This is a genomic window from Micromonospora sp. NPDC023966 (assembly GCF_040639095.1).
Taxonomy (GTDB): domain Bacteria; phylum Actinomycetota; class Actinomycetes; order Mycobacteriales; family Micromonosporaceae; genus Micromonospora.
The window spans coordinates 1-22,377 of the sequence record NZ_JBEZZJ010000004.1; the positions used below are offsets into that span (position 1 = coordinate 1).

Annotated in this window: 23 protein-coding genes and 1 tRNA gene; 11 read left to right on the plus strand and 13 right to left on the minus strand. The window is 73.5% G+C overall.

Annotated elements, in window-relative coordinates:
* Positions 1-296 precede the first annotated feature (296 nt).
* Entirely contained in the window at positions 297-923 is a 627-nt protein-coding gene (locus tag AB0F68_RS08275) for an NADPH-dependent F420 reductase (protein ID WP_357333885.1), read from the plus strand.
* Positions 924-996: 73 nt separating this feature from the next.
* On the opposite strand, the gene AB0F68_RS08280 is transcribed toward AB0F68_RS08275, so the two are convergent.
* Complete coding sequence (locus AB0F68_RS08280; protein ID WP_357333887.1) at positions 997-2,814, minus strand: VanW family protein; 1,818 nt, start codon at positions 2,812-2,814, stop codon at positions 997-999.
* Positions 2,815-3,009: 195 nt separating this feature from the next.
* Between AB0F68_RS08280 and nudC the strand changes: the two genes are divergently transcribed.
* The 3 genes from nudC (at position 3,010) to AB0F68_RS08295 (ending at position 6,621) form a co-directional block, all read left to right on the plus strand.
* Complete coding sequence (gene nudC, locus AB0F68_RS08285) at positions 3,010-3,933, plus strand: NAD(+) diphosphatase (protein ID WP_357333889.1); 924 nt, start codon at positions 3,010-3,012, stop codon at positions 3,931-3,933.
* 448 nt (positions 3,934-4,381) lie between these two features.
* Positions 4,382-4,936, plus strand: a complete 555-nt coding sequence (locus AB0F68_RS08290) for a DUF6230 family protein (protein WP_357334694.1) — start codon at positions 4,382-4,384, stop codon at positions 4,934-4,936.
* Positions 4,937-5,016: 80 nt separating this feature from the next.
* Positions 5,017-6,621: a DUF6114 domain-containing protein gene (locus AB0F68_RS08295; protein ID WP_357333891.1), complete on the plus strand. Its 1,605-nt coding sequence runs from the start codon at positions 5,017-5,019 to the stop codon at positions 6,619-6,621.
* A gap of 69 nt (positions 6,622-6,690) precedes the next feature.
* Here AB0F68_RS08295 and AB0F68_RS08300 read toward each other — a convergent pair whose 3' ends face one another.
* The gene (locus tag AB0F68_RS08300) at positions 6,691-8,361 is read right to left on the minus strand and encodes a DUF885 domain-containing protein (protein WP_357333893.1); all 1,671 of its coding nucleotides are present in this window, start codon (positions 8,359-8,361) and stop codon (positions 6,691-6,693) included.
* Positions 8,362-8,509: 148 nt separating this feature from the next.
* Between AB0F68_RS08300 and AB0F68_RS08305 the strand changes: the two genes are divergently transcribed.
* Positions 8,510-9,490, plus strand: coding sequence for a DMT family transporter (locus AB0F68_RS08305; RefSeq protein ID WP_357333896.1), 981 nt, complete (start codon positions 8,510-8,512; stop codon positions 9,488-9,490).
* A 4-nt stretch (positions 9,491-9,494) separates the two neighbouring features.
* On the opposite strand, the gene AB0F68_RS08310 is transcribed toward AB0F68_RS08305, so the two are convergent.
* Together AB0F68_RS08310 and AB0F68_RS08315 are read right to left on the minus strand one after the other, a co-directional pair.
* Complete coding sequence (locus tag AB0F68_RS08310) at positions 9,495-10,565, minus strand: PHP domain-containing protein (protein WP_357333898.1); 1,071 nt, start codon at positions 10,563-10,565, stop codon at positions 9,495-9,497.
* 70 nt (positions 10,566-10,635) lie between these two features.
* Positions 10,636-11,394, minus strand: coding sequence for a M23 family metallopeptidase (locus AB0F68_RS08315; protein ID WP_357333900.1), 759 nt, complete (start codon positions 11,392-11,394; stop codon positions 10,636-10,638).
* A 209-nt stretch (positions 11,395-11,603) separates the two neighbouring features.
* On the opposite strand from AB0F68_RS08315, the gene AB0F68_RS08320 reads away from it, so the two are divergent.
* From AB0F68_RS08320 to AB0F68_RS08335, 4 genes are all read left to right on the plus strand, one after another.
* On the plus strand, positions 11,604-11,900 hold the full coding sequence (locus AB0F68_RS08320) for a hypothetical protein (RefSeq protein ID WP_357334696.1): 297 nt from the start codon (positions 11,604-11,606) through the stop codon (positions 11,898-11,900).
* A 72-nt stretch (positions 11,901-11,972) separates the two neighbouring features.
* On the plus strand, positions 11,973-12,143 hold the full coding sequence (locus AB0F68_RS08325; protein WP_357333902.1) for a hypothetical protein: 171 nt from the start codon (positions 11,973-11,975) through the stop codon (positions 12,141-12,143).
* A gap of 119 nt (positions 12,144-12,262) precedes the next feature.
* Positions 12,263-12,790 (plus strand): tRNA adenosine deaminase-associated protein, encoded by a 528-nt coding sequence (locus AB0F68_RS08330; RefSeq protein ID WP_357333904.1) that lies wholly within the window; start codon positions 12,263-12,265, stop codon positions 12,788-12,790.
* A 178-nt stretch (positions 12,791-12,968) separates the two neighbouring features.
* On the plus strand, positions 12,969-13,418 hold the full coding sequence (locus AB0F68_RS08335) for a nucleoside deaminase (protein ID WP_357334698.1): 450 nt from the start codon (positions 12,969-12,971) through the stop codon (positions 13,416-13,418).
* Between the two features lie 13 nt (positions 13,419-13,431).
* Here the strand turns inward: AB0F68_RS08335 and AB0F68_RS08340 are convergent, their stop codons facing one another.
* From AB0F68_RS08340 to deoD, 3 genes are all read right to left on the minus strand, one after another.
* The gene (locus tag AB0F68_RS08340) at positions 13,432-13,875 is read right to left on the minus strand and encodes a thioesterase family protein (RefSeq protein WP_357333906.1); all 444 of its coding nucleotides are present in this window, start codon (positions 13,873-13,875) and stop codon (positions 13,432-13,434) included.
* Positions 13,872-14,510: a TetR/AcrR family transcriptional regulator gene (locus tag AB0F68_RS08345; protein WP_357333908.1), complete on the minus strand. Its 639-nt coding sequence runs from the start codon at positions 14,508-14,510 to the stop codon at positions 13,872-13,874. Before AB0F68_RS08345 ends, AB0F68_RS08340 begins: the two co-directional genes overlap by 4 nt.
* A 111-nt stretch (positions 14,511-14,621) precedes the next feature.
* On the minus strand, positions 14,622-15,329 hold the full coding sequence (deoD, locus tag AB0F68_RS08350) for a purine-nucleoside phosphorylase (RefSeq protein WP_357333911.1): 708 nt from the start codon (positions 15,327-15,329) through the stop codon (positions 14,622-14,624).
* A 75-nt stretch (positions 15,330-15,404) separates the two neighbouring features.
* On the opposite strand from deoD, the gene AB0F68_RS08355 reads away from it, so the two are divergent.
* Positions 15,405-15,491 (plus strand) — tRNA-Ser (locus AB0F68_RS08355).
* A 72-nt stretch (positions 15,492-15,563) separates the two neighbouring features.
* On the opposite strand, the gene AB0F68_RS08360 is transcribed toward AB0F68_RS08355, so the two are convergent.
* Genes AB0F68_RS08360 through AB0F68_RS08380 form a run of 5 tightly spaced genes read right to left on the minus strand, consistent with a single transcriptional unit; the run spans position 15,564 to position 20,099 of the window.
* Positions 15,564-16,166 (minus strand): HD domain-containing protein, encoded by a 603-nt coding sequence (locus tag AB0F68_RS08360; protein ID WP_357333913.1) that lies wholly within the window; start codon positions 16,164-16,166, stop codon positions 15,564-15,566.
* Between the two features lie 30 nt (positions 16,167-16,196).
* On the minus strand, positions 16,197-18,335 hold the full coding sequence (locus AB0F68_RS08365; protein ID WP_357333915.1) for an NACHT domain-containing protein: 2,139 nt from the start codon (positions 18,333-18,335) through the stop codon (positions 16,197-16,199).
* A 47-nt stretch (positions 18,336-18,382) separates the two neighbouring features.
* Positions 18,383-18,877, minus strand: a complete 495-nt coding sequence (locus tag AB0F68_RS08370; RefSeq protein ID WP_357334700.1) for a hypothetical protein — start codon at positions 18,875-18,877, stop codon at positions 18,383-18,385.
* Between the two features lie 32 nt (positions 18,878-18,909).
* Positions 18,910-19,524 (minus strand): hypothetical protein, encoded by a 615-nt coding sequence (locus tag AB0F68_RS08375; RefSeq protein ID WP_357333917.1) that lies wholly within the window; start codon positions 19,522-19,524, stop codon positions 18,910-18,912.
* Between the two features lie 53 nt (positions 19,525-19,577).
* Positions 19,578-20,099 carry a winged helix-turn-helix domain-containing protein gene (locus tag AB0F68_RS08380; protein WP_357333919.1) on the minus strand — a complete coding sequence of 174 codons (522 nt, stop codon included), beginning with the start codon at positions 20,097-20,099 and terminating at the stop codon, positions 19,578-19,580.
* A 96-nt stretch (positions 20,100-20,195) separates the two neighbouring features.
* On the opposite strand from AB0F68_RS08380, the gene AB0F68_RS08385 reads away from it, so the two are divergent.
* The gene (locus tag AB0F68_RS08385) at positions 20,196-21,572 is read left to right on the plus strand and encodes an MFS transporter (RefSeq protein WP_357333921.1); all 1,377 of its coding nucleotides are present in this window, start codon (positions 20,196-20,198) and stop codon (positions 21,570-21,572) included.
* Here the strand turns inward: AB0F68_RS08385 and AB0F68_RS08390 are convergent.
* Positions 21,544-22,287 carry a 3-oxoacyl-ACP reductase family protein gene (locus tag AB0F68_RS08390; protein ID WP_357333924.1) on the minus strand — a complete coding sequence of 248 codons (744 nt, stop codon included), beginning with the start codon at positions 22,285-22,287 and terminating at the stop codon, positions 21,544-21,546. The two genes, AB0F68_RS08385 and AB0F68_RS08390, sit on opposite strands and share 29 nt — an antisense overlap.
* Between the last annotated feature and the right edge of the window lie 90 nt (positions 22,288-22,377).

The following is a 22,377-nucleotide window of genomic DNA, read 5'->3' on the forward strand; positions in this document are numbered from 1 at the left end:
GATGGTACTGCACTCGGGAGGGTGTGGGAGAGTAGGACACCGCCGGACAACCTTTCCAGTCAGGGCCACCCTTCGGGGTGGCCCTGACTGCGTTTGTGGCCCGCTTCGGTGAATCGCCCCGGGCACCCGGCCCCGTCTCGTACCGTCGGTGCGGGACCGCCCGCCTGCCCCGTCAGGCGGGTGGAAAACGTGACGTGTTGTACGCGTCGTCCGACGATCGGGGCGGACCGGTCCGGGTACCTGCTGATGGTTCGGCCGGAACTGACCGCCAGGCGCTGGCGGAGGCAGGAGTGGTCATGAAGATCGGAATCATCGGGTCGGGGCACATCGGAGGCACCCTCACCCGTCGGCTGCGCACGCTGGGCCACGACGTCGCGGTGGCCAACTCACGCGGGCCGCAGAGCCTGGCCGACCTTGCCGCGGAGACCGGCGCCAGAGCGGCCACCCTGGAGGAGGCCGTCCAGGGCGCGGAGCTGGTCGTCGTCGCCATCCCGCTCAGGGCCGTGCCGGAGCTGCCGGCGGCGCTCTTCGACGGCAAGCTGGTCGTCGACGCGGACAACTACTACCCCGAGCGGGACGGCGACATCCCCGAGCTGCTGGACCGCAGCCTCAGCTCCAGCCGCTGGACGGCGGACCATCTCAAGGGCGCCCGCGTGGTGAAGGTCTTCAACAACATCCAGGCCGCGTACCTGATGGACGGCGGGAAGCCGGCGGGCACGCGGGACAGGATCGCACTCCCGGTGGCCGCGGACGACGCCGACGCCAAGCGGGTGGTCATGGAACTGGTGGACGAGCTGGGCTTCGACCCGGTGGACGCCGGCACGCTCGACGAGAGCTGGCGCCAGCAGCCGGGCACCCCCGTCTACGGCACCGACCGCGGCGCGGACGGCGTACGGCGCGGGCTGGCCGAGGCGCGGCCCTGAGGGCGTACGACAGCGGAAAGCCCCGCCGGCGACGTGGCCGGCGGGGCTTTTCCGTGCGTGCGTTCAGCGGTCGTCAGGCGGGCGGCTCGGCGCAGATGAAGCGGGGCTCCGGGTCGTAGCGCCAGCTGAACTTCTCCCGCTTCACCACCTTGCCGTCCTTCTTGATGACCCGGTAGGCGTCCTGGGCGAAGCCGACGCTGCCCGCGGCGGAGATGCAGTCCGGGCCGGGATCCAGGTAGACCGTCTTCGGCTGGGTGATGTTCCGGCGCGGGCCGTACTCGGTCTTGACGCTGTCGTAGATCTTGGTGCTCCACATCGAGACGGTGATCGTGCTGGACGTGTAGGACGTGTCGATGAGGACGCCGTACGGGGTGTTGTTGCGGAACTTGAAGTCGAGCTGGGGCCAGTAGATGGTCGACTCGATGACCGCCGGGTAGCGGCTGAAGTAGAACGAGTGCGGCTTGTGCTCGACGTCCTCCAGCCCGGCATAGTAGCTGGCGTTGAAGAGCGTCGTGGTGAACTGCGAGACGCCGCCGCCCACCCCCGGCACCAGCTTGCCGTTCACGATGGTCGGCGCGTCCTTGTAGCCCCGGTCGTAGCCGCGCTCGCCGGTGTGGCCGTTGAGCGAGAACGTCTCCCCCGGCTGCACGATGGCGCCGTCCACGTCCTTGGCAGCCTGGACGATGTTCTGGCTGCGCGGCGAGGAGAGACCGCCGGGGAACCGGGTGGTGAAGGTGGAGACCCGCTCCTTGATGCCCAGCTCGGCGAGCTTGGCCTCGGTCAGTTCGGGCTCGGCCGGCTTCAGCGCCGCGGTCACCGTGCGGCCGTCCGCCTTCGGCAGGACCGCGAGCAGGTCCCGGCCGAGCGCCGCGGCGTCGACCTGCCGGCCGGCCCGGGCCGGCACCACCTTCGGCTTGCCGCCGCTGATGGTCAGCCCGGCGTCCTTCGGCGCGACCTCGAGCTTCGCCAGCCGGTCGCCCAGCGCGGCCCGCAGCCGCTTCACGTCGACGCGGGCGGTCAGCTTGCCGGCGTCGTCGGCCGAGAAGCGCAGCCCCCGGGCGATGGCGGCGGGCGGGATGGTGACCGAGCCGCCCTCGGTGGTCAGCGTGACGGGCGCCGCGACGGCCGGCCGGGCCAGCTCGGCGAGGAGCCGGTCGACCTCCTCGCGGCTGCTCGCCGGCCACTTCTCGACCAGCGGCACGGCGACCGGCGCGCCGGCCAGCCAGCCGGCCTTTACGGCGTGGGCCGCGCCGGCCGCGTCGACGGTCAGCGCCGGCTTCGGGTAGACCGGCTTCGGGGTGGTGCCGGTGAAGATGATGGCCGGCATGGTCATCTCGCGGCCCTGCGCGCCCATGGCCTGGCGCAGCGCGGCCTCCAGCCGGGCGGTGTCGACGGTCACCACCGGCTCGACCGTGCGGGAGCCCACGAGGCGGCTCACCGGGTGCGCGTCGGCGGCGGCCGCCGCCGCCACGGTGGCGTCCACGTCGATCGCGAGCCCGACGTCGGCCGGCTTGAGTTCGGCCGTCTTCTCTCCCACGGTGACGGTGACCGGGGCGTTCAGCGCCGCCGCGCGGCGCGCCAGTTCGGCGTGGAGCGCCCGGGCCGCCTCGGCCCGGCTCCGCCCGCCCAACTCGGCGCCGAGCACGGTGGTGCCCCGGGGCACGTCACCGGCGTACGCGTAGGCGCCCACGCCGGTGCCGGCGGCCAGCACGGCGGCGACGATCCCGCCGGCGAGCAGCATGCGCCCGCGGCGGAACCGCCCCGGCTTCCCGGGACCGCCCGGTGTGGGTGCGGCGGCCGGATCCGGCTCGACGTCCGGCCAGCTCACCGCCGTCACCTTCACGGTCGGCCGGTCGTCGGCGGAAGGCACCTTTTCGCCGTACAGCGTCACAGCAACCTCGATCGGAAGTACCACGTGGGGACCGCTTCCCCCACGGGAGACACCTACGTTAACCAACGCCCGGGCCGGCCGGGAGTCACAGCTCCGGCGGCCGGCCGGGTCGCGCCGTCCGCCGCTCGCAGGTGTCGCCGTCATCACCTCGTGGCGGGGTGCCCACGCCGGTCCGGATCGTGGGACGGTGGCCGGGTGCGGACGGACGAGCGGACCCTGGCATACGGCGGTGGCTGGCTGGACCGGGCGGGGGCGCTGCGCGCCGACCCGGCGTGGATCGAGGCGCGGCTGACCGACCCGGAGACCGTGCTGCTGCCGCTGTGGCGGGACCGCTGCCTGGTCTCGGTCGACCGGGCGCCGGTGCGCCGCTCCGCGTCCGGGGCGGCCGGGCTGCGCGCCGCCGCCGACGAGACCGTGTTCCTCGGGCTGGACGCCGGCCGGGCGGTGTTCGCCGTGGACCTCTCCGGCCTGGGCGAGGCCGAGGCGCGCGACTTGGCCGGCGCGGCCGAGGCGGTGGACGTGCGGGCCCTGGTGGGCGGGCTGGGGCCGGCTGAGGCGGCCGTCCAGGCGTACGCCAGGGGGTTGCTGCACTGGCACCGGGGCCAGCGGTTCTGCGGCGGCTGCGGGGCCGTGACGGTGGCCGGCGACGGCGGCCACACCCGGTCCTGCACCGGCGCCGCCTGCGGGCGGCTGCTCTTCCCCCGGATCGAGCCGGCGGTCATCGTGCTGGTCGAGGCGCCCGGCGAGCCAGAGCGGTGCCTGCTGGCCCGGCACCGTGGCGCGGCGGAGGACTCCTGGTCGACCCTGGCGGGCTTCGTGGAGGTCGGCGAGAGCCTGGAGGACGCGGTCCGCCGGGAGCTGGCCGAGGAGGCCGGGGTGACCGTGGTCGACGTGGCGTACCAGGGCTCGCAGGCCTGGCCGTTCCCGGCCGGGCTCATGGTCGGTTTCCGCGCGACGGCGGCCTCGACCGAGGTGCGGGTGGACGGCGAGGAGTTGGTGGAGGCGCGCTGGTTCACCCGGGCGGAGCTGCGGGCGCGGGTGGCGGCGGGACGCCCGCTGGGCCGGATCGACTCGATCGACCACCGCCTGCTGTGGTCCTGGTTGGACGGCCGGAGCTGACCAGCCGCCGGACGGTCAGCCGGGTCGGCCGGACGGGTGAAGGGACCATCACCCTCAGCGGCTTGTCAGCTGTCCGTTACCGAACTGTGACGAAGGTCGGTGATCGCTACCACAGGTGAAGCGTCTCTGCCTTCCTGTCGTAATAGGGCCGTTTTGCCCTGAGCCCGTTGCTGTCGGGATGTTAACCGTTGGTAACCGAGGGCGATCTTGATACCACGGTTGTGTTACCCACCAGTAGCAAGGGACTTGTGAGGTCTGTCGCTTCGCGGGAGCATGCAATCCGCGTACCGCGCGGTCCGTCGGCACAACGGCCCCGCGTCGCCCCGCAGCTTTCCCCGTCCCGCGTCGCGTCCCGCGCCGGTGACGCACCCCTGTCGAGGAGGACCTCGTGAGTGAATCGGACAACCGTCAGGTGAGCGGCGGCACCCGCTGGCGTCGCTTCGCCGCCATGATGGTGCCCGCCACCGTCGTGGCCGGCGGCATCGTGCTGGGCATGGCCAACGGCGCCATCGCGGCCTCGTTCGCCGTCTCGGGCACCACCTTCAAGGTCGGCGCCTCGAAGCTGGAGGGCACCGGCTTCAAGCAGTACGGCGGCATGGTCGAGGAGAAGAGCAGCCACAACCAGCACCCGGTGGCCGTCTCCGAGATCGCCGACGCCAAGCTCTACGACCTCTGCCAGTCGGTCAACGCCAGCATCCCGGGTGTGCCGATCGTGCTGACCATCAACGCCGGTGGCGGGGGCAAGCCGGCCACCGCCACCAACCTGCTGATCGACATGGACTCCCTCGAGGGCGACGCCAGGTTCGAGAACATCCAGATCGGTCGCGACGCCAACGAGCTCAACCCGACGAAGGGCCAGCCCGGCGGCTTCGGGCAGAGCGCGGACACGGTGACCATCACCGACCTGGAGCAGGTCGCCCGCTCCACCAGCGCGGGCGTCTTCACCCTGAACGGCCTGAAGCTGAAGGTCAACGTGGGCAAGGACGCCAAGGAATGCTTCTGATCTGATGTCGAGGCCCGCGGAGGGCGCCCTCCGCGGGCCTCGTCCTTGTCTCACGCCGTCAGCACTGCCAGGAGGAGTACGTGACAACCGCCGATACGCAGCAGGCCGGGCCCGGTCGGGCCGGCCAGGCGTGGCGCGACTTCCGCCGGTGGCGGCGGACGCGGCCGTTCTGGGGCGGGCTCTTCACCGCGCTGGCCGGCCTGGAGATCTTCGGCACGACGCAGATGAGCCTCAACGGCCTCACCTTCCAGATGGGGCCCACCGGCTTCCTGTCCTGGCTGATCCCGGTCATCCTCTTCGCCTGCGGCATGCTGCTCTGGTTCAGCCCGCAGCAGCGGATGTTCTATTCGGTGGTCGCCGCGGTCACCGCGCTCTACTCGATGATCGGGGTGAACCTCGGCGGCTTCTTCATCGGCCTGCTGCTCGGCATGGTCGGCAGCGCCCTCGGCTTCGCCTGGGTGCCGCGGAAGCAGCCGGCCGCGGAGCCGGCCGACCCCGTGGAGCCGGCGGAGGAGGACGACGCGGCCGGGGAGCCGGAGCCGGCCCTGGTCGACGATCTGCTGCCCCGGCAGCGCGAGGACGAGACCACCGGCGTCCTCACCGACACCCTGCCCGAGCCGCGTAACCCGCTGCGCGAGGCCGCTCCGGTGGACCCGGCCGGCTCCGCCGACAGCACCCAGGTGCTGCCCGCCGTCGGGCCGGACACGCCGCGCGGCGGCGGGCACCGGGACCCCAGGGCGTACGCGATCCTGTTCGTGGTCGCCACCGTGTCCGCGGCCGGCCTGCTCGCGCTCCGCGGCCAGGAGCCGGCGATGGCCGCGCCGGCCGCCTGCCCGACCGCCACGGCCCCGGCCCCGCGCCCGAGCGCGTCCGCCTCGACCTCGGCCTCGGCGTCCGCGTCGCCCAGCCCGAGCACCGCGCCGGCCGAGGAGCAGAAGGACTCGGACGGCAACCTGCTCACCGACATCGTCGACGGCATCACCGACCTGTTCACCGGGGGCGACGACGCCGAGCCCTCGCCCAGCCCGAGCACCTCGTCCGCCCCGGCTGCGGCCGCCGAGCCGGCGGCGACCGAGACCACCACCGGGGCCACCCCGACCGGGAGCGCCACGACCACCACCGAGCCGACGCCGAGCGGCAGCGCCACGACCAAGCCGGCCGACCCGCCGAAGCCGGACGCCGACTGCGACAGCCCGGCGCCGACCAAGCCGAAGCCGGTCGAGGCGGGCAAGCCGCTGCCGAAGCTGGCCGCCGACCCGGACCAGCCGATCGTCGCGGACCCGCCGTCCAAGCTCACCGGCTCCAAGGTGACCATGACCGGGCTGCGGTTCGAGGGGATCGTCGAGCTGCCCACCCATGACGGCATGCTCAAGTGCCTGAAGTTCACCATGGACAAGGCGGTGACGGAGGACTTCACGCTCCTGGCCAGCGGCCCGGCCGGCAAGAAGCAGCGGTACGTCACCGACCGGCTGACGGTCGAGGGCGACGTCGCCTTCTACGCCACCCGCTTCGTCGGGCACCTGCTCGGCATCAAGATCACGCTCACCCCGGACCTGCCGTTCCCCGACGGCCTCCCGATCACCTCGCCGGTCCCGATCACCTTCACCGACCCGGTGATGGAGCTGGCCTACGAGAACTCCAAGACGCTCACCGCCCGGCCGGTGCTCAAGCTCGACCTGGCCTGACCCCGACGGCCAAGCGAAACGGCCGGGAGCCGGAGGATTCCCTCCGACTCCCGGCCGTCGTCGTTCCGCTCAGATCCGGGCCAGCGCCCGCCGCAGCGGGTCGAGCCCCAGCGAGCCCAGGTCGAGGGCCTGGCGGTGGAACTCCTTGAGGTCGAAGTCGGCGCCCTTGCGGGCCTTCGCCTCCTCGCGGGCCTGGAGCCAGATCCGCTCGCCCACCTTGTACGAGGGGGCCTGCCCCGGCCAGCCCAGGTAGCGGTTCAGCTCGAAGCGCAGGTTCTCGTCCGGCACCCGGCAGTGCGCCCGCATGAACTCCCAGCCCAGCTCCGGCGTCCAGCGCTCGCCCGGGTGGAAGCCGAACGGGTTGTCCGCCGGGATCTCCAGCTCCAGGTGCATGCCGATGTCGACGATCACCCGGGCGGCCCGGAACGCCTGCCCGTCGAGCATGCCGAGCTTGTCGCCCGGGTCCTCCAGGTAGCCCAGCTCCTCCATCAGCCGCTCGGAGTAGAGCGCCCAGCCCTCACCGTGCCCGGAGACCCAGCAGAGCAGGCGCTGCCAGCGGTTGAGCAGGTCGGCCCGGACGGCGGTCTGAGCGACCTGGAGGTGGTGACCCGGCACGCCCTCGTGGTAGACCGTGGTCACCTCGCGCCAGGTGGAGAAGTCGGTGATGCCCTGCGGCACCGCCCACCACATCCGGCCCGGCCGGGAGAAGTCCTCGCTCGGGCCGGTGTAATAGATCGCGCCGTCACTGGTCGGGGCGAGGCAGCACTCGATCCGGCGGACCTGCTCCGGGATGTCGAAGTGGGTGCCGTGCAGCTCGCTGATCGCCTTGTCGGCGAGCGCCTGCATCCAGTCCCGGAACGCCTCCTTGCCCTGGATGGTCCTGGCCGGGTCCGCGTCGAGCGCGGCCACGGCCTCGTCGATGCTCGCGCCGGGGCCGACGATCCGGGCGGCCACCGCCCGCATCTCACCCTCCAGGCGAGCCAGCTCCGCGAAACCCCAGGCGTACGTCTCGTCGAGATCGACCCGGGCGCCGAGGAAGTACTGCGAGGCCAGCTCGTAACGTTCCCGGCCGGCGGCCTGCTTCTGCCGGCCCTGCGGGGCCAGCTCGGTGCGGAGGAACTGCCCGAACTCGGCGGTGGCCGCCGTCGCCGCGGCCGCACCCTTGCGCAGCTCCGCGCCGATCGCGCCCTCGGCGCCGAGCCGCTCGGCCAGGCCGTGGAAGAAGTTGTCGCCGTTCGGGTCGACCCAGATGTCGCACTGCTTGGCGACCTCGACCAGCTGCACCTGCGAGCTGACCCGGCCGGCCGCCGCCGCCTCGCGCAGCGTGCGCTTGTAGCCCTCCAGCGCCCCCGCGAAGCGGTTGAGCCGGGCCGCCACGTTCGCCTTGGCGTCGTCGCCCTCGGTCGGCATGAGGTCGAAGACCATGCGCAGCTCGTGCAGCCCGCTGGCGATCACGTTGACCTCGCTGCTGGTCTCGCCGGCCTCGTAGCGGGCGAGGTCCAGACCGAGGCGCTCCTGCATCGCCTCCTTGGCGGTCCGCTCCGCCTCCGAGTCCGGCTCGGTCACGTCGAGGTCGGCCAGGGTGCGCCGGGTCAGGTCGGCGCGGGCCGCGTAGCCCTCGGGGGTGAGGTCGTCGAGCTGGTCGTCGTAGCCGGCGATGCCGACGTAGGTGGCGCCGGTCGGGCTCAGCGGAGCCCAGTCGGCCACGTAGCGGTTGGCGAGGTCATCGATTCGTCCCACGTTGCGACCCTACGTGACCGTGGCACCCCGTTGTCGACCGTCTTTGCCGTGGTCGTCTGCACCCGCCCACACAGCGGTTGCTGTGGCGGTCGACACGGCGTCCGAATTTCGCGGGACTTCGTCGTACCCCTGCGGCAGAGTGTCAGGGGTGACAGCCGATATCACTCCTGACCGGGCCCCGGCCCGGAGCTGGCTGCCCGGGTTCCTCGCGCTCGGCGTGATCTGGGGTTCCAGCTTCCTCTTCATCAAGGTGGGAGTGGCCGAGCTGCACCCGCTGCACCTCACCCTCTACCGGGTGGCCACCGGCGCGGTGACGCTGCTGGTGGTGCTGGCCCTGCTGCGCGACCGGCTGCCCCGCGAGCCCCGGGTCTGGGCGCACCTGCTGGTGGTGGCCGCCTTCGGCGTCGCGCTGCCGTTCACCCTCTTCGGCTTCGGCGAGCAGCGGGTGGAGTCGATGCTCGCCGGCATCTGGAACGCCACCACGCCGCTGATCGTGCTGCCGCTGGCGGTGCTGGTGTTCCGCACCGAGCGGCTGACCGTGCGGCGCGCGGTCGGGCTGGGGCTGGGCTTCGCCGGCGTGCTGGTGGTCCTCGGCGTCTGGGAGGGCGTGGGCGGGTCGCACTTCACCGGCCAGCTCATGTGCCTCGGGGCCGCGGCCTGCTACGGGGTGGCCATCCCCTACCAGAAGAAGTTCATCGCCGGCAGTTCGTACTCCGGGCTGTCGCTGTCGGCGGCGCAGCTGCTGGTGGCGACCGCGCAGCTCGCGGTGGTCGCGCCGCTGGTGGCGGGCGCCCCGCCGGTGCCCACCGGGCTCTCCGCGAAGGTGGTGGCCTCCGTGCTGGCGCTCGGCGCGCTCGGCACCGGGCTGGCCTTCGTGATCAACCTGCGCAACATCCGGGTCGCCGGGGCGAGCACGGCTTCCACCGTCACCTACCTGATTCCCGTGTTCGCGGTGCTGGTCGGCGCGGTGGTGCTCGACGAGCGGATGAACTGGCACCAGCCGGTGGGCGCCCTGGTCGTGCTGCTCGGCGTGGCCGTCGCGCAGGGGATGCTCGGCCGGCGCCGGCCGGGTCCCGTGCCGGCCGTCGCCCCCGCCGCGCGGGCCGCCGAGCCGGCGGCCCAGGGCTGACCCCTCAGCGGCGGCCGGCGGTCCACTTCACCAGGCGGTCGGCCTTCCAGGTGTTGACCACCCGGTTCGCCGGTACGCCGCAGAGGGCGGCGCGTTCGCAGCCGAAGCGCTGCCAGTCGAGCTGACCGGGGGCGTGCGCGTCGGTGTTGATGGCGAACTTGCAGCCGGCCTCCAGGGCGCGGCGGATCAGCCGCTTCGGCGGGTCCTGACGCTCCGGCCGGGAGTTGATCTCGACGGCCACGTCGTGCTCCGCGCAGGCCGCGAAGACCGCGTCCGCGTCGAAGTCGCTCTCCTTGCGGGTACGCGCCCGGTGCCCCCGGTCGCCCGGGCCGGTCACTCCGGCCGGCCGGGAGGAGACCATCCGGCCGGTGCAGTGGCCCAGGATGTCGAGGTGCGGGTTGGCGATCGCGGCAAGCATCCGGCGGGTCATCTTCGCCCGGTCATCGTTGAGGCCGCTGTGCACCGAGCCGACCACCACGTCGAGCCGGGCCAGCAGCTCCTCGTCCTGGTCCAGCGACCCGTCGGCGAGGATGTCCACCTCGATGCCGGTGAGGATGCGGAAGCCCTTCGGCAGCGCCTCGTTCACCGCGGCCACATGGTCGAGCTGCTTGCGCAGCCGGTCCGCGGTGAGCCCTCGGGCCACCGTCAGCCGCGGCGAGTGGTCGGTGAGCACCACGTACTCGTGCCCCAGCTCGACCGCAGCCAGCGCCATCTCCTCGATCGGAGAGCCGCCGTCGGACCAGTCCGAGTGGGTGTGGCAGTCGCCGCGTAGTGCGTCCCGCAGCTTCGCCGCGGCCTCGCCCAGATCGGTGCCCTCGGTGGCGACCAGGCGGCGCAGGTAGACCGGCTCCTCGCCGGCCAGTGACTCGACCACGCAGCGGGCGGTGACGTCACCGACCCCGGACAGCTCGGTGAGCTTGCCGCTGCGGGCCCGCTCGGCCACCTCGCCGGCCGGCAGGGCGCCGAGCGCCTTGGCCGCCGACCGGAACGCCCGGACCCGGTAGGTGGCCTCGTTCGCCCGCTCCAGCAGGAACGCGATCCGCCGCAGGTCGGCGATGGGATCCCGCGCAGTCATGCCCTGCAACCTACGCGCCCGCGCCTCCCGCCGCGCGGTGCGGTGCGGAGGTGTCGGGAGTGGACGCCGGTCAGCCGGCCGCGGCGGACCCGCTCGGCGCCTTCGGGCAGCCGTGCCGGCGTTGCCAGGCGGTCACCTCGGCGGCCGGCCCGCGGTTGCCCCGCCCGCGCCACGAGTCGAGGTACTTCGCCGGCCAGACCACGCCCCGCCGGATCCACCAGTCGTCGTGGCCGGTGCACTTCGGGGAGAGCCCGAAGTGCAGGTGGCAGACGTTGTTGGCGTTGCCGGTCCGGCCCACCTTGCCGAGCTGCTGACCGGCCCGGACGCGGACGCCCGCGTCGACGCCGCCGGCGATCGCGCTCAGGTGCGACCCGTAGTAGCGGACCCCGTCGTCGCCGAGCAGCGAGACGGACAGCCCGCCGTTGTACGGCCCGAGCGGTCCCCGCCGGCTGAACCGGTCCACCCGGCTCACCTCCAGGATCACCCCGTCGGTGACCGCCACCACCGGCTCGCCGCAGTCGGCGAAGATGTCCGTCCCCGGGTAGCCGGAGTGGGTCGGGTGGTAGTCGACGTTGCCGGCGCGGACCGGGAAGACGTGCCGCAGATCGGCGCGGCTCGGTGCCGGCGTGGGCGTGGGCGGCGGGGCCGACACCGGGGCGGTCGGCTCGACCGGCTGCGCCCCGGTGGCCGGCGCGCTCGGGCTCTGCCACGAGTTGCCCGGCGCCGCCGTGGGGCGGTCGGCCGGGGCGCACCCGGCGGCCAGCGCCGCCACGAGCAGCAGGACCGGGTACGCCGGACGCGCGCGGCGTCCGATCGATGGCGAGCGCATCCGGTCATCCTGACAGACCACTACCGTAGGGACGAACGCTGAGACAGGTCCGTCTCGAACGGTCGCTCTGCGTGACCTCGGTACGTCTACGGTCCGTGAAGGGGGCAGCGGTGACGAACGGGTGGCACGGCGTACCCGGGGAGCCCGGTGCCGGTCCGGTGCGCCCGCTGCCGCGTACCCCGTCGGGGCTCTTTCCGTCCGGGACGCCGATGCGGCCGAGCTACCGCGAGCCGTACCCGGTGACCGGCGCCGGGGTGGCGGTCGGCGCGGTGACCGCCTTCGCCTGGCTGCTGCTGTTCGGCCTGCTCGGCCGGGATGTGTCCGGCTACGCCTGGTGGACGCTGTTCGCCGGCGGGCTGGCCTGGCTGGCCGCCGCGGTGCTGGTCCGTCACGGCGACCGGGCGGTGGCCACCGGGGTGGCGATCGTCACCGCGGGTGGCTGGAGCATCGCCGCGGCGATCGTCGCGGTGCGCTGGGGGCAGACCGGCAACTGGCCGCTCTGGTGACGCTGCGTGCCGGTTTCGCTGCGCAGTGAAGGCCACCTTGACGTACGCGCGGTGACGGTCCACGCTCGCGGTATGGCCTGGACCACCCCGCCGCGGCTCGACCCCGAGCGGAGCCGCCGCCGCCTGCAGCTCCTCGCCGAGTTGGCCGGTGCCCGCACGGTGCGCCAGCGCAAACGGCCGCAGCGGGCCCGCACCGAGCGCCTGCGCGAGCTGATCGCCACCCGCCGGCGCATCGCCGGCTGACCGACTTTCTCCAGGAACGGCCGGCCCTTCGGGGCGTTGACCGGTCGCCTGCCGACCCGACCGGTTAACGTGCAACGCGTGACGAGTCGGCGTGCTGCCGAGGCCAACTTGGGGGGACCGTGTCGTACTTCGCTGCTGCCGTGGCGCGCGTCGAGGGCGCCTGGACCGCCGAAGAGGTGAACCTGCGGGGGGTCACCGACATCGAGGAGGTGGCCGACCGGCTGCGCGACGTCGAGCCGGACGCCGACCTCTCCCTGCTCTTCGTCGAGGCCGACGACACGTATTTGGTGATCCTGCGCCTGGACGAGGGGGAGGACCTGCGGGTCTTCGGCTCCGACTCGGCGTACGCGGAGGAGTCGCGGCTGGGCGCTCTGCTGGTCGGCGACCTGAAGACCTCGGTCACCGGGCTGGAGGACGCCGACGAGCCGCGGCCGGCCGCCGCCGGCGACGAGGAGACCGAGCAGCCGGCCGTCGACCCGGAGGCCGACCCGGTGGGCGACGCGGACATCCTCGCCGACCTGGGCATCCCGGCGCCGAAGCTGCTCGCCCTCTGCGGCCACGAGGGGATGATGCCGGCCGACGTCACCGCCGAGATCTGCCAGGTGCTCGGCTGCGCCGACGAGGTCGAGGAGCTGCGTGAGGTCTGAGCCGCCCGGATCGGCGTGGACCGGCGGGGCGGAGCCGGCCGACGCCACCGATCCGGCGCTGGAGACCGTACGCCCGGGGCAGCCCACCCCGGGCCGGCCGGCCCGGGTCGGTCCGGGCGCGGACGAGGGGTTCGCCGACCTCGACGGCGTGGGCCGCCGGCAGCGGCACGAGCTGTGGATGCGCCGGGCCCTGGAGGTCGCGGTGACCGGCCCGGACAGCGTGCCGGCCGACGGGGCCGACGCGATCGAGGACGTCCCGGTCGGCGCGGTCGTCTACGGCCCGGACGGCGCCGAGCTGGCGATCGGCCGCAACGAGCGGGAGCTGACCGGCGACCCGACCGCGCACGCCGAGGTGCTGGCGCTGCGCCGGGCCGCCGAGCGGCTCGGCCGCTGGCGGCTGGAGGGCTGCACCCTGGTGGTGACCCTGGAGCCGTGCACCATGTGCGCCGGGGCGATCTCGCTGGCCCGGATCTCGATGGTGGTCTTCGGCGCGTGGGAGCCGAAGACCGGCGCCGTCGGCTCGCTCTGGGACGTGCTGCGCGACCGCCGCATCACCCACCGCCCCGAGGTGTACGGCGGGGTGTGCGAGGCGGAGAGCGTCGCGCTGCTGCGCGCCTTCTTCCGCTGACCCACCGGCCCGCTCAGGCGGGTTGCGGGGCGGGACGCAGCAGGGTGGCGGCGACGGCGCGCGCGGCCTCGGTCCAGGCGGTGGGGCGCAGGGTGGCCGGATCCAGCCGGACGATCGACCGGGTGCCCTCGGCGTAGACGGTGGCGCCGTCCACCGAGCGGAACTCGAAGGCGTAGCGGGCGCTGCTGGTGCCGAAGTGCTCCAGCCAGAAGTGCACCGCCACCGGGCCGACGCCGGTGACCGGGGCCCGGTAGGTGATGGTGAACTCGCGGACCGCGTGGAACACGTCGGGGGCGCCGCGCAGGTCGCCGCGGAAGGCGACGCCACGCTCGGCCCAGTACGGCGTCAGGGCGCGCTCCAGCAGCACCGCGTAGCGGGCGTTGTGCAGGATGCCCATGGCGTCGAGGTCGTCGAAGTGCACCGGGACGTGCTCGACGTGACCGAACTCGTGGCTCATGACTGGCCTTCCGCTAGCAGGGTCGGATCCGGGCAGAGCGCCCGCAGCCGGTTCAGCAGGCCCTGGCGGGCGTGCCGGTAGGTGGCGTCCGGGTCGAGCATCCGGGACCGCATCACCGCGCTGATCCCCAGCGCGTCGATCTCGTACGCCAGCAGCGGCCCGTCCAGGTCGGTGGGAAGTTCGCCGAGGTCGACGGCCTCCTGGACGAGGCGTTCGAGGAACGCGGTCCACCGGCCGAACGCCTCGGAGAGCCGGTCGCGGACCGGGCCGGGGCGGGCGTTGTACTCGAACTCGGTGTTGGCGAAGAAACAGCCGCCGGGGAGGACCCGGGCGGCGTAGAACTCGATCCGGGCCTCGTGCAGCGCGCGCAGCCGGCGGACGCCCCGGGGGGCGCGCAGGGCCGGAGCGACGATCCGCTCCTCCCACTGCGCCACGGCCCGATCGACGGTGGCGAGTTGCAGCGCCTCCTTGGAGCGCCAGTGCGCGAATAGGCCCGACTTGCTGACCCCGAGCCGGTCGGCGAGCTGGGCGAGGGAGAGCCCGTCCAGGCCGACCTCGGTGGCCAGCGCCACGGCGGTGTCGAGCACCGCAGTGCGGGTGCGGTCGCCGCGGGCGATGCGGCCGTCGGAGGTCATGCCGGCAGCGTAACGGAAATAAGAACGACCGGTCGTATTCTTTTCGGTGACACCGGTAACGCGAGCGCCCCGCCACCGGTCGGTGGCGGGGTGCTCGAGGGTCGGGTCGGGTCAGGCGATGACGGTGTCGAGGGCGATCTCGACCATCTGGCCGAAGGTCTGCTCGCGCTCCTGCGACGTGGTCTTCTCGCCGGTCTTGATGTGGTCGCTGACCGTCAGGATGGTCAGCGCGCGGGCCTTGAACCGGGCCGCGATCGTGTAGAGCGCGGCCGACTCCATCTCCACCGCGAGCACCCCGTAGTCGGCGAGGGAGTCGTAGAGGTCCGGTCGGTCGGTGTAGAAGGCGTCCGCGGCCAGAATCGGGCCGACCCGCATGGTGATGCCGCGCCGCTCGGCCACCTCGACCGAGGTGCGCAGCAGCCCGAAGTCGGCCACCGGGGCGTAGTCGATCAGCCCGTCGAACCGCATCCGGTTCATGTTCGAGTCGGTCGACGAGCCGATCGCCGCGACCACGTCGCGCAGCTGGAGGTCCTCGGTCAGGGCACCGCAGGAGCCGACCCGGATCAGCGTCTTCACGCCGTACTCGTTGATCAGCTCGTGCGCGTAGATGGAGGCGGACGGCATGCCCATGCCGGAGCCCTGGACGGAGACCTCGACGCCGTTCCAGCGGCCGGTGAAGCCCAGCATGCCGCGAACCGTCGTGTAGCAGCGGGCGTCCTCGAGGTAGGTCTCCGCGATCCACTTGGCCCGCAGCGGGTCGCCCGGCATCAGGACCCGCTCGGCGATCTCTCCCGGCTCAGCGCCGATGTGCGTACTCATGGCAAAGATCCTGCCAGGCCGGGCCCGGGGATACCGGTTCGGCGTCCGGACCCGGGGTCCTGTACCCTACTCGGCGGTGGCGTGTCCGAGTGGCCTAAGGAGCACGCCTCGAAAGCGTGTGAGGGTTTACGCCCTCCGCGGGTTCAAATCCCGCCGCCACCGCTCGTGAGATGCGCGAACGCCCGGTCGATCCGTGAGGATCGGCCGGGCGTCCGTCGTTCGGAGCCGGCACGACTAGGCGTCGAGCGGATGCGCGGGGATCACGAGGCGTCCGCCCGATTCGATTGCCTGTGCTGCCGCACTGGACGGCTTGCGTTCCGCCTGGTCCTCGAACGAGGCCAGGAACTCGGTGGCGAAGTTCAGTCGGGGGTACCGGTCGAGCACGCTGTTCCTGACCGCGTCGGAGAATTCCTCAGGGCGTCGTCCTGCCACGTCCCAGGCCGTTGCGACCTGCAGCAGGTGGGACTCGGCGTCCTCGGCGGCGGACACGTCGGCGCGCATGTGGATGACGACGATGTGTTCCACGCGGGCCGCGCGGGCCTCGGGCCAGCCGGCGGCGACTGCGAACACCCACGCGAGGTGCCCGCCGGCCTCCTCGAACGGGAGCGCATGACTGTCGAACGGCTCGGTGAGCCCGGTGTCGTGCAGGAGAGCCGAGACGTAGTACAGCTCGTCGTCGAAGGCGATTCCGTGTGCGCGGGCGTACATCACCCCCCACACGTAGGACCGGATGGAGTGGTTGAGCAGCGCAGGCGAGAAGTAACGGGTGGCCACGGAGAGCGCCGTCGTCGCCGCAGGCGTACGGGGGAGATCCGGCAATTCGGAAGATTCAGGCATGGGTGGATCGTAGTTCCGGCGCCTCTGACATCAGGTCCAACCGTTGCGGGCGCCCGGCAGATCCCGGGCTCCCTGTCGCACCTCCCGCCGTCGGGCCTGCCCGGCGGCCCGGAACCGCAGCAGCGGCATGTCGGCCTCCGCGCGCTCGGCGAAGTGGTCGAGCAGTTCCCGGTGCACGAAGATGTAGCCGTCGCCGACCTGCCGCAGGAAGAGGCACTGCACCGCGTGGTCGAGGAACGGCAGCAGCGGGTACGGCACCAGGTCCGCCCGGGCGAGCCGCCGCCGGACCAGCGCCTGCTCGACCATCGGGGAGAACGCCACCACGGTGAGCAGCAGGAGGGTGGCGCCGCCGCCGAGCAGCACCGCGAAGCGGAGCGCCTCGGCCGCACCCCGGGCCAGCGCGACCGGCACGAAGCCGAGCGCGGCGACGACCAGGCCCAGCGCCACGAGGTCGCCGGCCATGACGGTCAGCCGTTGCCGCAGCAGCGGGCTGGGCAGCTCCCGCCGGTCGGTGCGGGGCGGCGGCGGCCGGAAGTGAAGCTGCACCTGGGCGCTGTCGAGGGCGATCAGGGAGACCACCGTGGCGAGGAAGAACCCGGCGCCGTAGCCGAGGCCGGCGGCCCAGCTCGGGCCGCCGGGGGTGAACCAGCCGGTGAGCCCGCCGACGGCCGTGCCGGCGACGAGCGCCGAGACCAGGATGAGCCGTTCCAGCTCGGCGACGCTCGTGGTCCAGGCGGCCACCCAGCTCTCCGGCGGCCGGTCGCGGCGGTCGCGGATGGCCCGGGTCAGCTCGAACAGGTCGTCGTAGTTGACCGTGTGCATCAGCACGGCCAGCCCCAGCAGACCACCGGCGACCACCTGGCCGGCCACCGACCCCAGCGCCCAGCCCGCCGAGCCGAGCAGCGCGGCGAGCGCGGCGCAGCCGAACAGGCGGGCGAGCGCCGTGGAGGTCCACCACACGGCCGGACGCCGGTCCGACCAGGACTCGTCGATCATGTCGAGCACGAAGACGGTCTGGTCACGCAGGCTGAGCGCCCGGGCGAGGGTGGCGAGGTGGCCGGCGGTCCGCTCGGGCCGGTACCGGGGGTGCGGCCGGCGGCGCAGCATGGTGTCGACGTACCGGGTGAAGAGGCGCTCGCGGCCGGAGCCGTCCCGCGTCGTGCCGGGCCCGGAAACGGCCGGCTCGGCGTACGCCAGCGCCATGATGCTGAGCATCAGCGGCGAGTCGGCGAGCTGCCACAGCTCGGGGTCGGCGTCGAGCGCGTCCCGCAGCCCGCCCAGCCCCGGCCGGTCGACGTACCGCTCGATCTGCGACCGGTCCAGCGGCTGGATGGCGACGGTGCCGTAGAGGGGCAGTTCCGACCGGAGCCCTGCGTACTCCGCCTGCCGGCAGCAGACGGCGATCGGGGTGAGCGGCTGCCGGCCGTGGAACGCGGCGATCGCCTCGGCGCAGGCGTCGCGGTGCTGCTCGGCCACCTCGTCGAGGCCGTCCAGCAGCGGCAGGATCTGCCCCGCCGCGACCCAGGCGGCCCCCTGTTCCGCCGGGATGCCGTACCGCTCGGTGAGCTGTTCGACGAGCCACTGGTCGAGGGGCCGGCGGAGGGTCGCCCAGGAGGAGAGGTTGAACACCGCCGGGATCGGGGCGTCCGGGTCTTGGCCGGCGCGGTCCAGCAGGTCCCGGGCGAGTTCCAGCAGGGTGGTCGTCTTGCCGGCCCCGGGCGCGCCGACGATGACCACCGCCTGGTCGAGCTGGTCGAACAGGGCCGACATCGAGGTCTGGTCGTCGAGCGAGCCGGTGAAGCCGTCCCGGTGGCTGGCCCGCAGGCTCCACGGGTGCCGGCGGTCGTCGGCGGTGGCGGCGATGCCCAGCTCGATGCGGGCCTCCTCGTGGAGGGACCGGTCCAGCACGCTGGTCACCCAGTAGCGGCGGACCCGGTCCAGCAGCACCTTCCGGGCCCGCGGCGCGCCGGCGCTCCCGGTCCCCCGCGGCTCCCGGCCGCGGTGCACCTCGATGACCACGAGGACCGACACCAGCAGCAGCACCAGCGGCCAGGCCAGCCAGAGGTACGGGGACCAGCGCTCGGGCAGCGCCCCGGTGGCGACGTTCGTGGCCACACCCAGCAGGGCCACGACGATCACCGACAGGCCGACCATGACCACCCGACGCATGCGTCGTCTCTACCGTCCGACGGGCGGGCGCACAACCCACGGGCGGATCAGCAGGGGCCGTAACCCTCGTCGAAGAGGCGGCGGGCCCAGTCCGCGTACCCAGCGATGATCTTCCGGACCGTGACGCCGTCGTGCAGGAAGAGGTACGCCCGGTCGCCGCTGCGGGCGAGCAGCGCGTCGAAGCGGTGCATCCCCTGTGGAGCGTCGAGGTCGACCACCGACGGGTACGCGGTGTGCACCACGTCGACCGGCGTGCCGACGGTGATCCCCTCGGGTGTGCTCATCGGGTCGTCGAGCCAGAGCAGGACGAGCCGGTCGTCGACGAAGACCGGGCTGACCGAGCCGTGGCCGGCCAACGTGGGCCCGCACGCGTCCTCGTCGGTGCGCAGCACGCCACGCCGGGTCAGGTCCTCCTCGGTGGCGCCGAACTCAGCGTTGCCCAGCCCGTGGAGGCTGACCACCTCGGCGGCGCCGACCGGCCGGGCCGGCACGTCCGGCCCCTGTGGACGGACGCCGCTGCCGGCGATCGAAGCGGCCGTCATCAGCGCGGCGATGAATCCGAATTGTCGCAGTTTCATGCAATCCCCCAGTCCCCAACGGGACCGGGGCGACGAGGTTGCTGGTGCTGGTCGGATTGCCGTAGTTCCCACTCCTCGGCCAGCTCGTCCCAGTAGTCCGCGGAGAGCCCGCGCCGCCCGTGCGCCAGCCAGCCGGCCGTGTCCCGCTCCAGGTGCAGGCCCAGTTCGGCGAACGGGTCGATCCACGGCCCCGGCTCGGCGCCCAGCCGGGCGAGCGCCGCGTTGATCGGCCACTCGGCGCGCGGCCGGTCCAGCCGGTCGTCGAAGCAGGGCCCCCAGCTCGGCTCGCCGCCCAGCCAGACCGCCGCGGCCTGGTGGCCGAGGCCGCCGGCGAACTCCGCCTCCAGGTACGCCACCGGTCCCCGCCGGGACCAGCGAGCCAGGAGTCGCGTGAGCGTGGGGGAGAGGACGAGCTGGAACGGCTGGTCCGCCGAGGGCTCGCCGGTGGCGAAGTCCGGCAGCCGGCCGGTCAACTCCTCGACGAGCTGCGGGGTGACCGGCAGCAGCGCGAAGTCCTGGCGCAGCGCGGCGAGCACCGCGTGATCCCGGTCGGCGGTCTGCTCGCGGAGCAGCTCGACGTCGGCGACCACCGCGCTGAGCTGGTAACTCATCCGATCCTCTCGGCGTCCACAGGCTGTGGATGGAACATGTGTACGACGGTTGGTCAGCCCTCGGCGGCCGGCGGCCGGTCGGTCATCTCGAAGGCCATGAGGGTGGCGCCCACCCGGACCGTACCGGGCGCGTGCGGCGGCTGGGCGGCGTCGTGCAGCTCGGTCATGATCGCGTGCAGCCGCCGGCGCGCCGCCGCCCAGTCGTCGGGGGAGACCCACAGCTCCGCGTCGGTGGTGACGCCGGCCGTCCCCGGGGCGCGGTCGGCCACCCGGTCGAGGAGGTTGCGGGCGAGGGACTCGGCGAGCAGCGGCTGCCCCTCCTGCTGCTCGGTGAGCCAGGGTCCGCGTACCGCCCGGTAGCGGCGCTCCCGGCCGCCGCGCCGGGCCCGGACGTCGGCCAGCTCGACCAGGCCGGCGGCGTCCAGCCGGCGCAGGTGCTGGCTGGCGAGGGCGTGCGAGATGGCCAGTTCCCGGGCGAGCGCGGCGGCGGAGAGCGGCGCGCTCCACAGCAGCGAGAGCATGCGCAGCCGCAGCGGGTGGGCCAGCGCGCGCAGGCGTGGGTCGGTGGTGCTCACGGCCGCCATTGAACCCCACCCGCTCGTCGCATTCACCCCCAAGCATTGACTTGGGGGTCGGGTGTGGACAGAATCGCACCGCACGGGGGAGGTGCCATGAGCTGGGGTACGACCAGGGTGCTGGGCAACCGCGACGCCGGCCGCTACCTGACCAGCGTGCTGGTCTCCGGCTTCGGCACGGCGGCCATGCTGCTGGTGGCCGGGATCTGGGTGAAGGACCTCACCGGGTCGAGCAGCGTGGCCGGGCTGGTCACCCTCGGCACCTGGGGGCCCACCCTGGTCGCCCCGCTGATCGGGGTGCTGGCCGACCGGTTCCGCCGCCGCCCGCTGCTGATCGCCCTGCACCTGGCCATGGCCGCCCTGCTGCCGGTGCTGCTGCTGGTCGACTCCGCCGCCCGGGTCTGGCTGATCTTCGCCGTGATGGTCGCGTACGGGGTCAGCTTCGTGTTGATCGACTCGGCCGAGGCGGCGCTGGTGCCGGCCGTGGTCCCCGGCGAGCTGCTCGGCGACTTCAACGGGCTGCGGATGACGGTCAACGAGGGCATGAAGCTGGTCGCCCCGTTGGCCGGCGCCGGTCTCTTCGCCGCGTACGGCGGGCACCCGGTGGTGCTGCTCGACGCCGCCACGTTCGCCCTCGCCGCCCTGCTGCTCGCCCTGATCCGGGTACGCGAGGCGCCCCCGGCCCCGCCCGAGCCCTGGACCCGCCAGCTCGCCGAAGGACTCGGGCACCTCCGCCGGCACACCCCGCTACGGCACCTGGTCGTCTGCACCGGGGCCGCCATGCTGCTGATCGGGATCAACGGCGCCCTCGCGTACGCCGTGGTGGACGAGGGTCTGCACCGGCCGCCGGAGTTCAACGGCGTGCTCGGCACCATGCAGGGCGTCGGGTCGCTGGTCGGTGGCCTGGCCGCGGGGACCCTGCTGCGCCGGCTCGGCGACCGGCGGGTGACCGCGGCGGCCATCGCGCTCCTGGCCGCCGGTCTGGCGCTGCGGGCCGCGCCCGGCCTCGTCCCGGTGGTCGCGGGCACCCTGGCCGTCGGGATCGGGGCTCCGCTGGTGCTGATCACGGTCTGGACGGCGGTGCAGCGGGAGACGCCGAACGCGCTGGTCGGGCGGGTCTCCGCGACCGTGAACACGCTGACCTTCGGCCCCGGCACGCTGGCCGTGCTCGCCGGCGCGAGCCTGCTGGTCCTGGTCGATTACCGGGTGATCCAGCTGGTCGGCGCGGCGGGCGCGGTGCTGCTCGCCGGCTGGGCGCTGCGCGGCGGTCGACGCCCCGGTGCACCGGCCGCGCCGCCGACCGACCACCCGGCGGAGACCGCACCGGCGCCGGCAACGGCCACCCCACAGACCGCCGCCCGGCCCCCGGGACGGCGGAGCGGGGCTGACGGCGTACCCGGAAGGGGCCGACCCGCGTGGAGCCGGCCCCCTGCCACGGCGTCGGTCAGCCGGCGAAGCCGCCGTCCGCGTTGATCGTCGCGCCGGTCACGTAGCCGCCGTCCGGGCCGGCCAGGAAGGCCACGACGGCGGCGATCTCGGCCGGCGCGGCGTAGCGGCCCAGGGCGGTGAAGCCCCGGATCGCGTCGGCGTTCGGCCCGTCCGCCGGGTTCGCGTCGGTGTCGGTCGGCCCCGGGTTGACCAGGTTCACCGTGATCCCCTGGCCGCCCAACTCCCGGCCGAGCCCCCGGGTCAGGCCGATCAGGGCCGTCTTGCTCATGGAGTAGAGGGCGAGACCCGGAAAGACGGCCCGCTCGGCCACGTTGCTGCCGATGTTCACGATCCGGCCGCCGTCGGTCATGTGCCGGACCGCCGCCTGGGCGAACACGAACGGCGCCCGGACGTTGACCGCGATCGTGCGCTCGACCTCGTCCTCGCCCAGCTCCGTCACCGGGCCCACGAGGAACACCCCGGCGTTGTTGACCAGCACGTCCAGCCGGCCGAACTCCCCGGCGACCCGGTCGACCGCCGCGCGCACCGCCGCCGGGTCGCCGCTGTCCGCCGGCACGGCCAGGGCGCGCCGCCCCACCGCCTTGATCTGCTCCACCAGCTCGGCCGCCCGGTTGGCGCGCCGCTCGTAGGTCAGCGCCACGTCGGCGCCCTCCCGGGCCAGCCGCAGAGCCACGGCCGCCCCGATACCCCGGCTGCCGCCCGTTACCAATGCCACTTTTCCATCCAGAACTCCGTTCATGCCACCAGCCTGCTCGGCGGCGGGCGGAGAGTCTGGCGGCGATCAGACGCCGCGTTGGCTGACCCCGGGAAAACCGGGGGAACCGGCTCT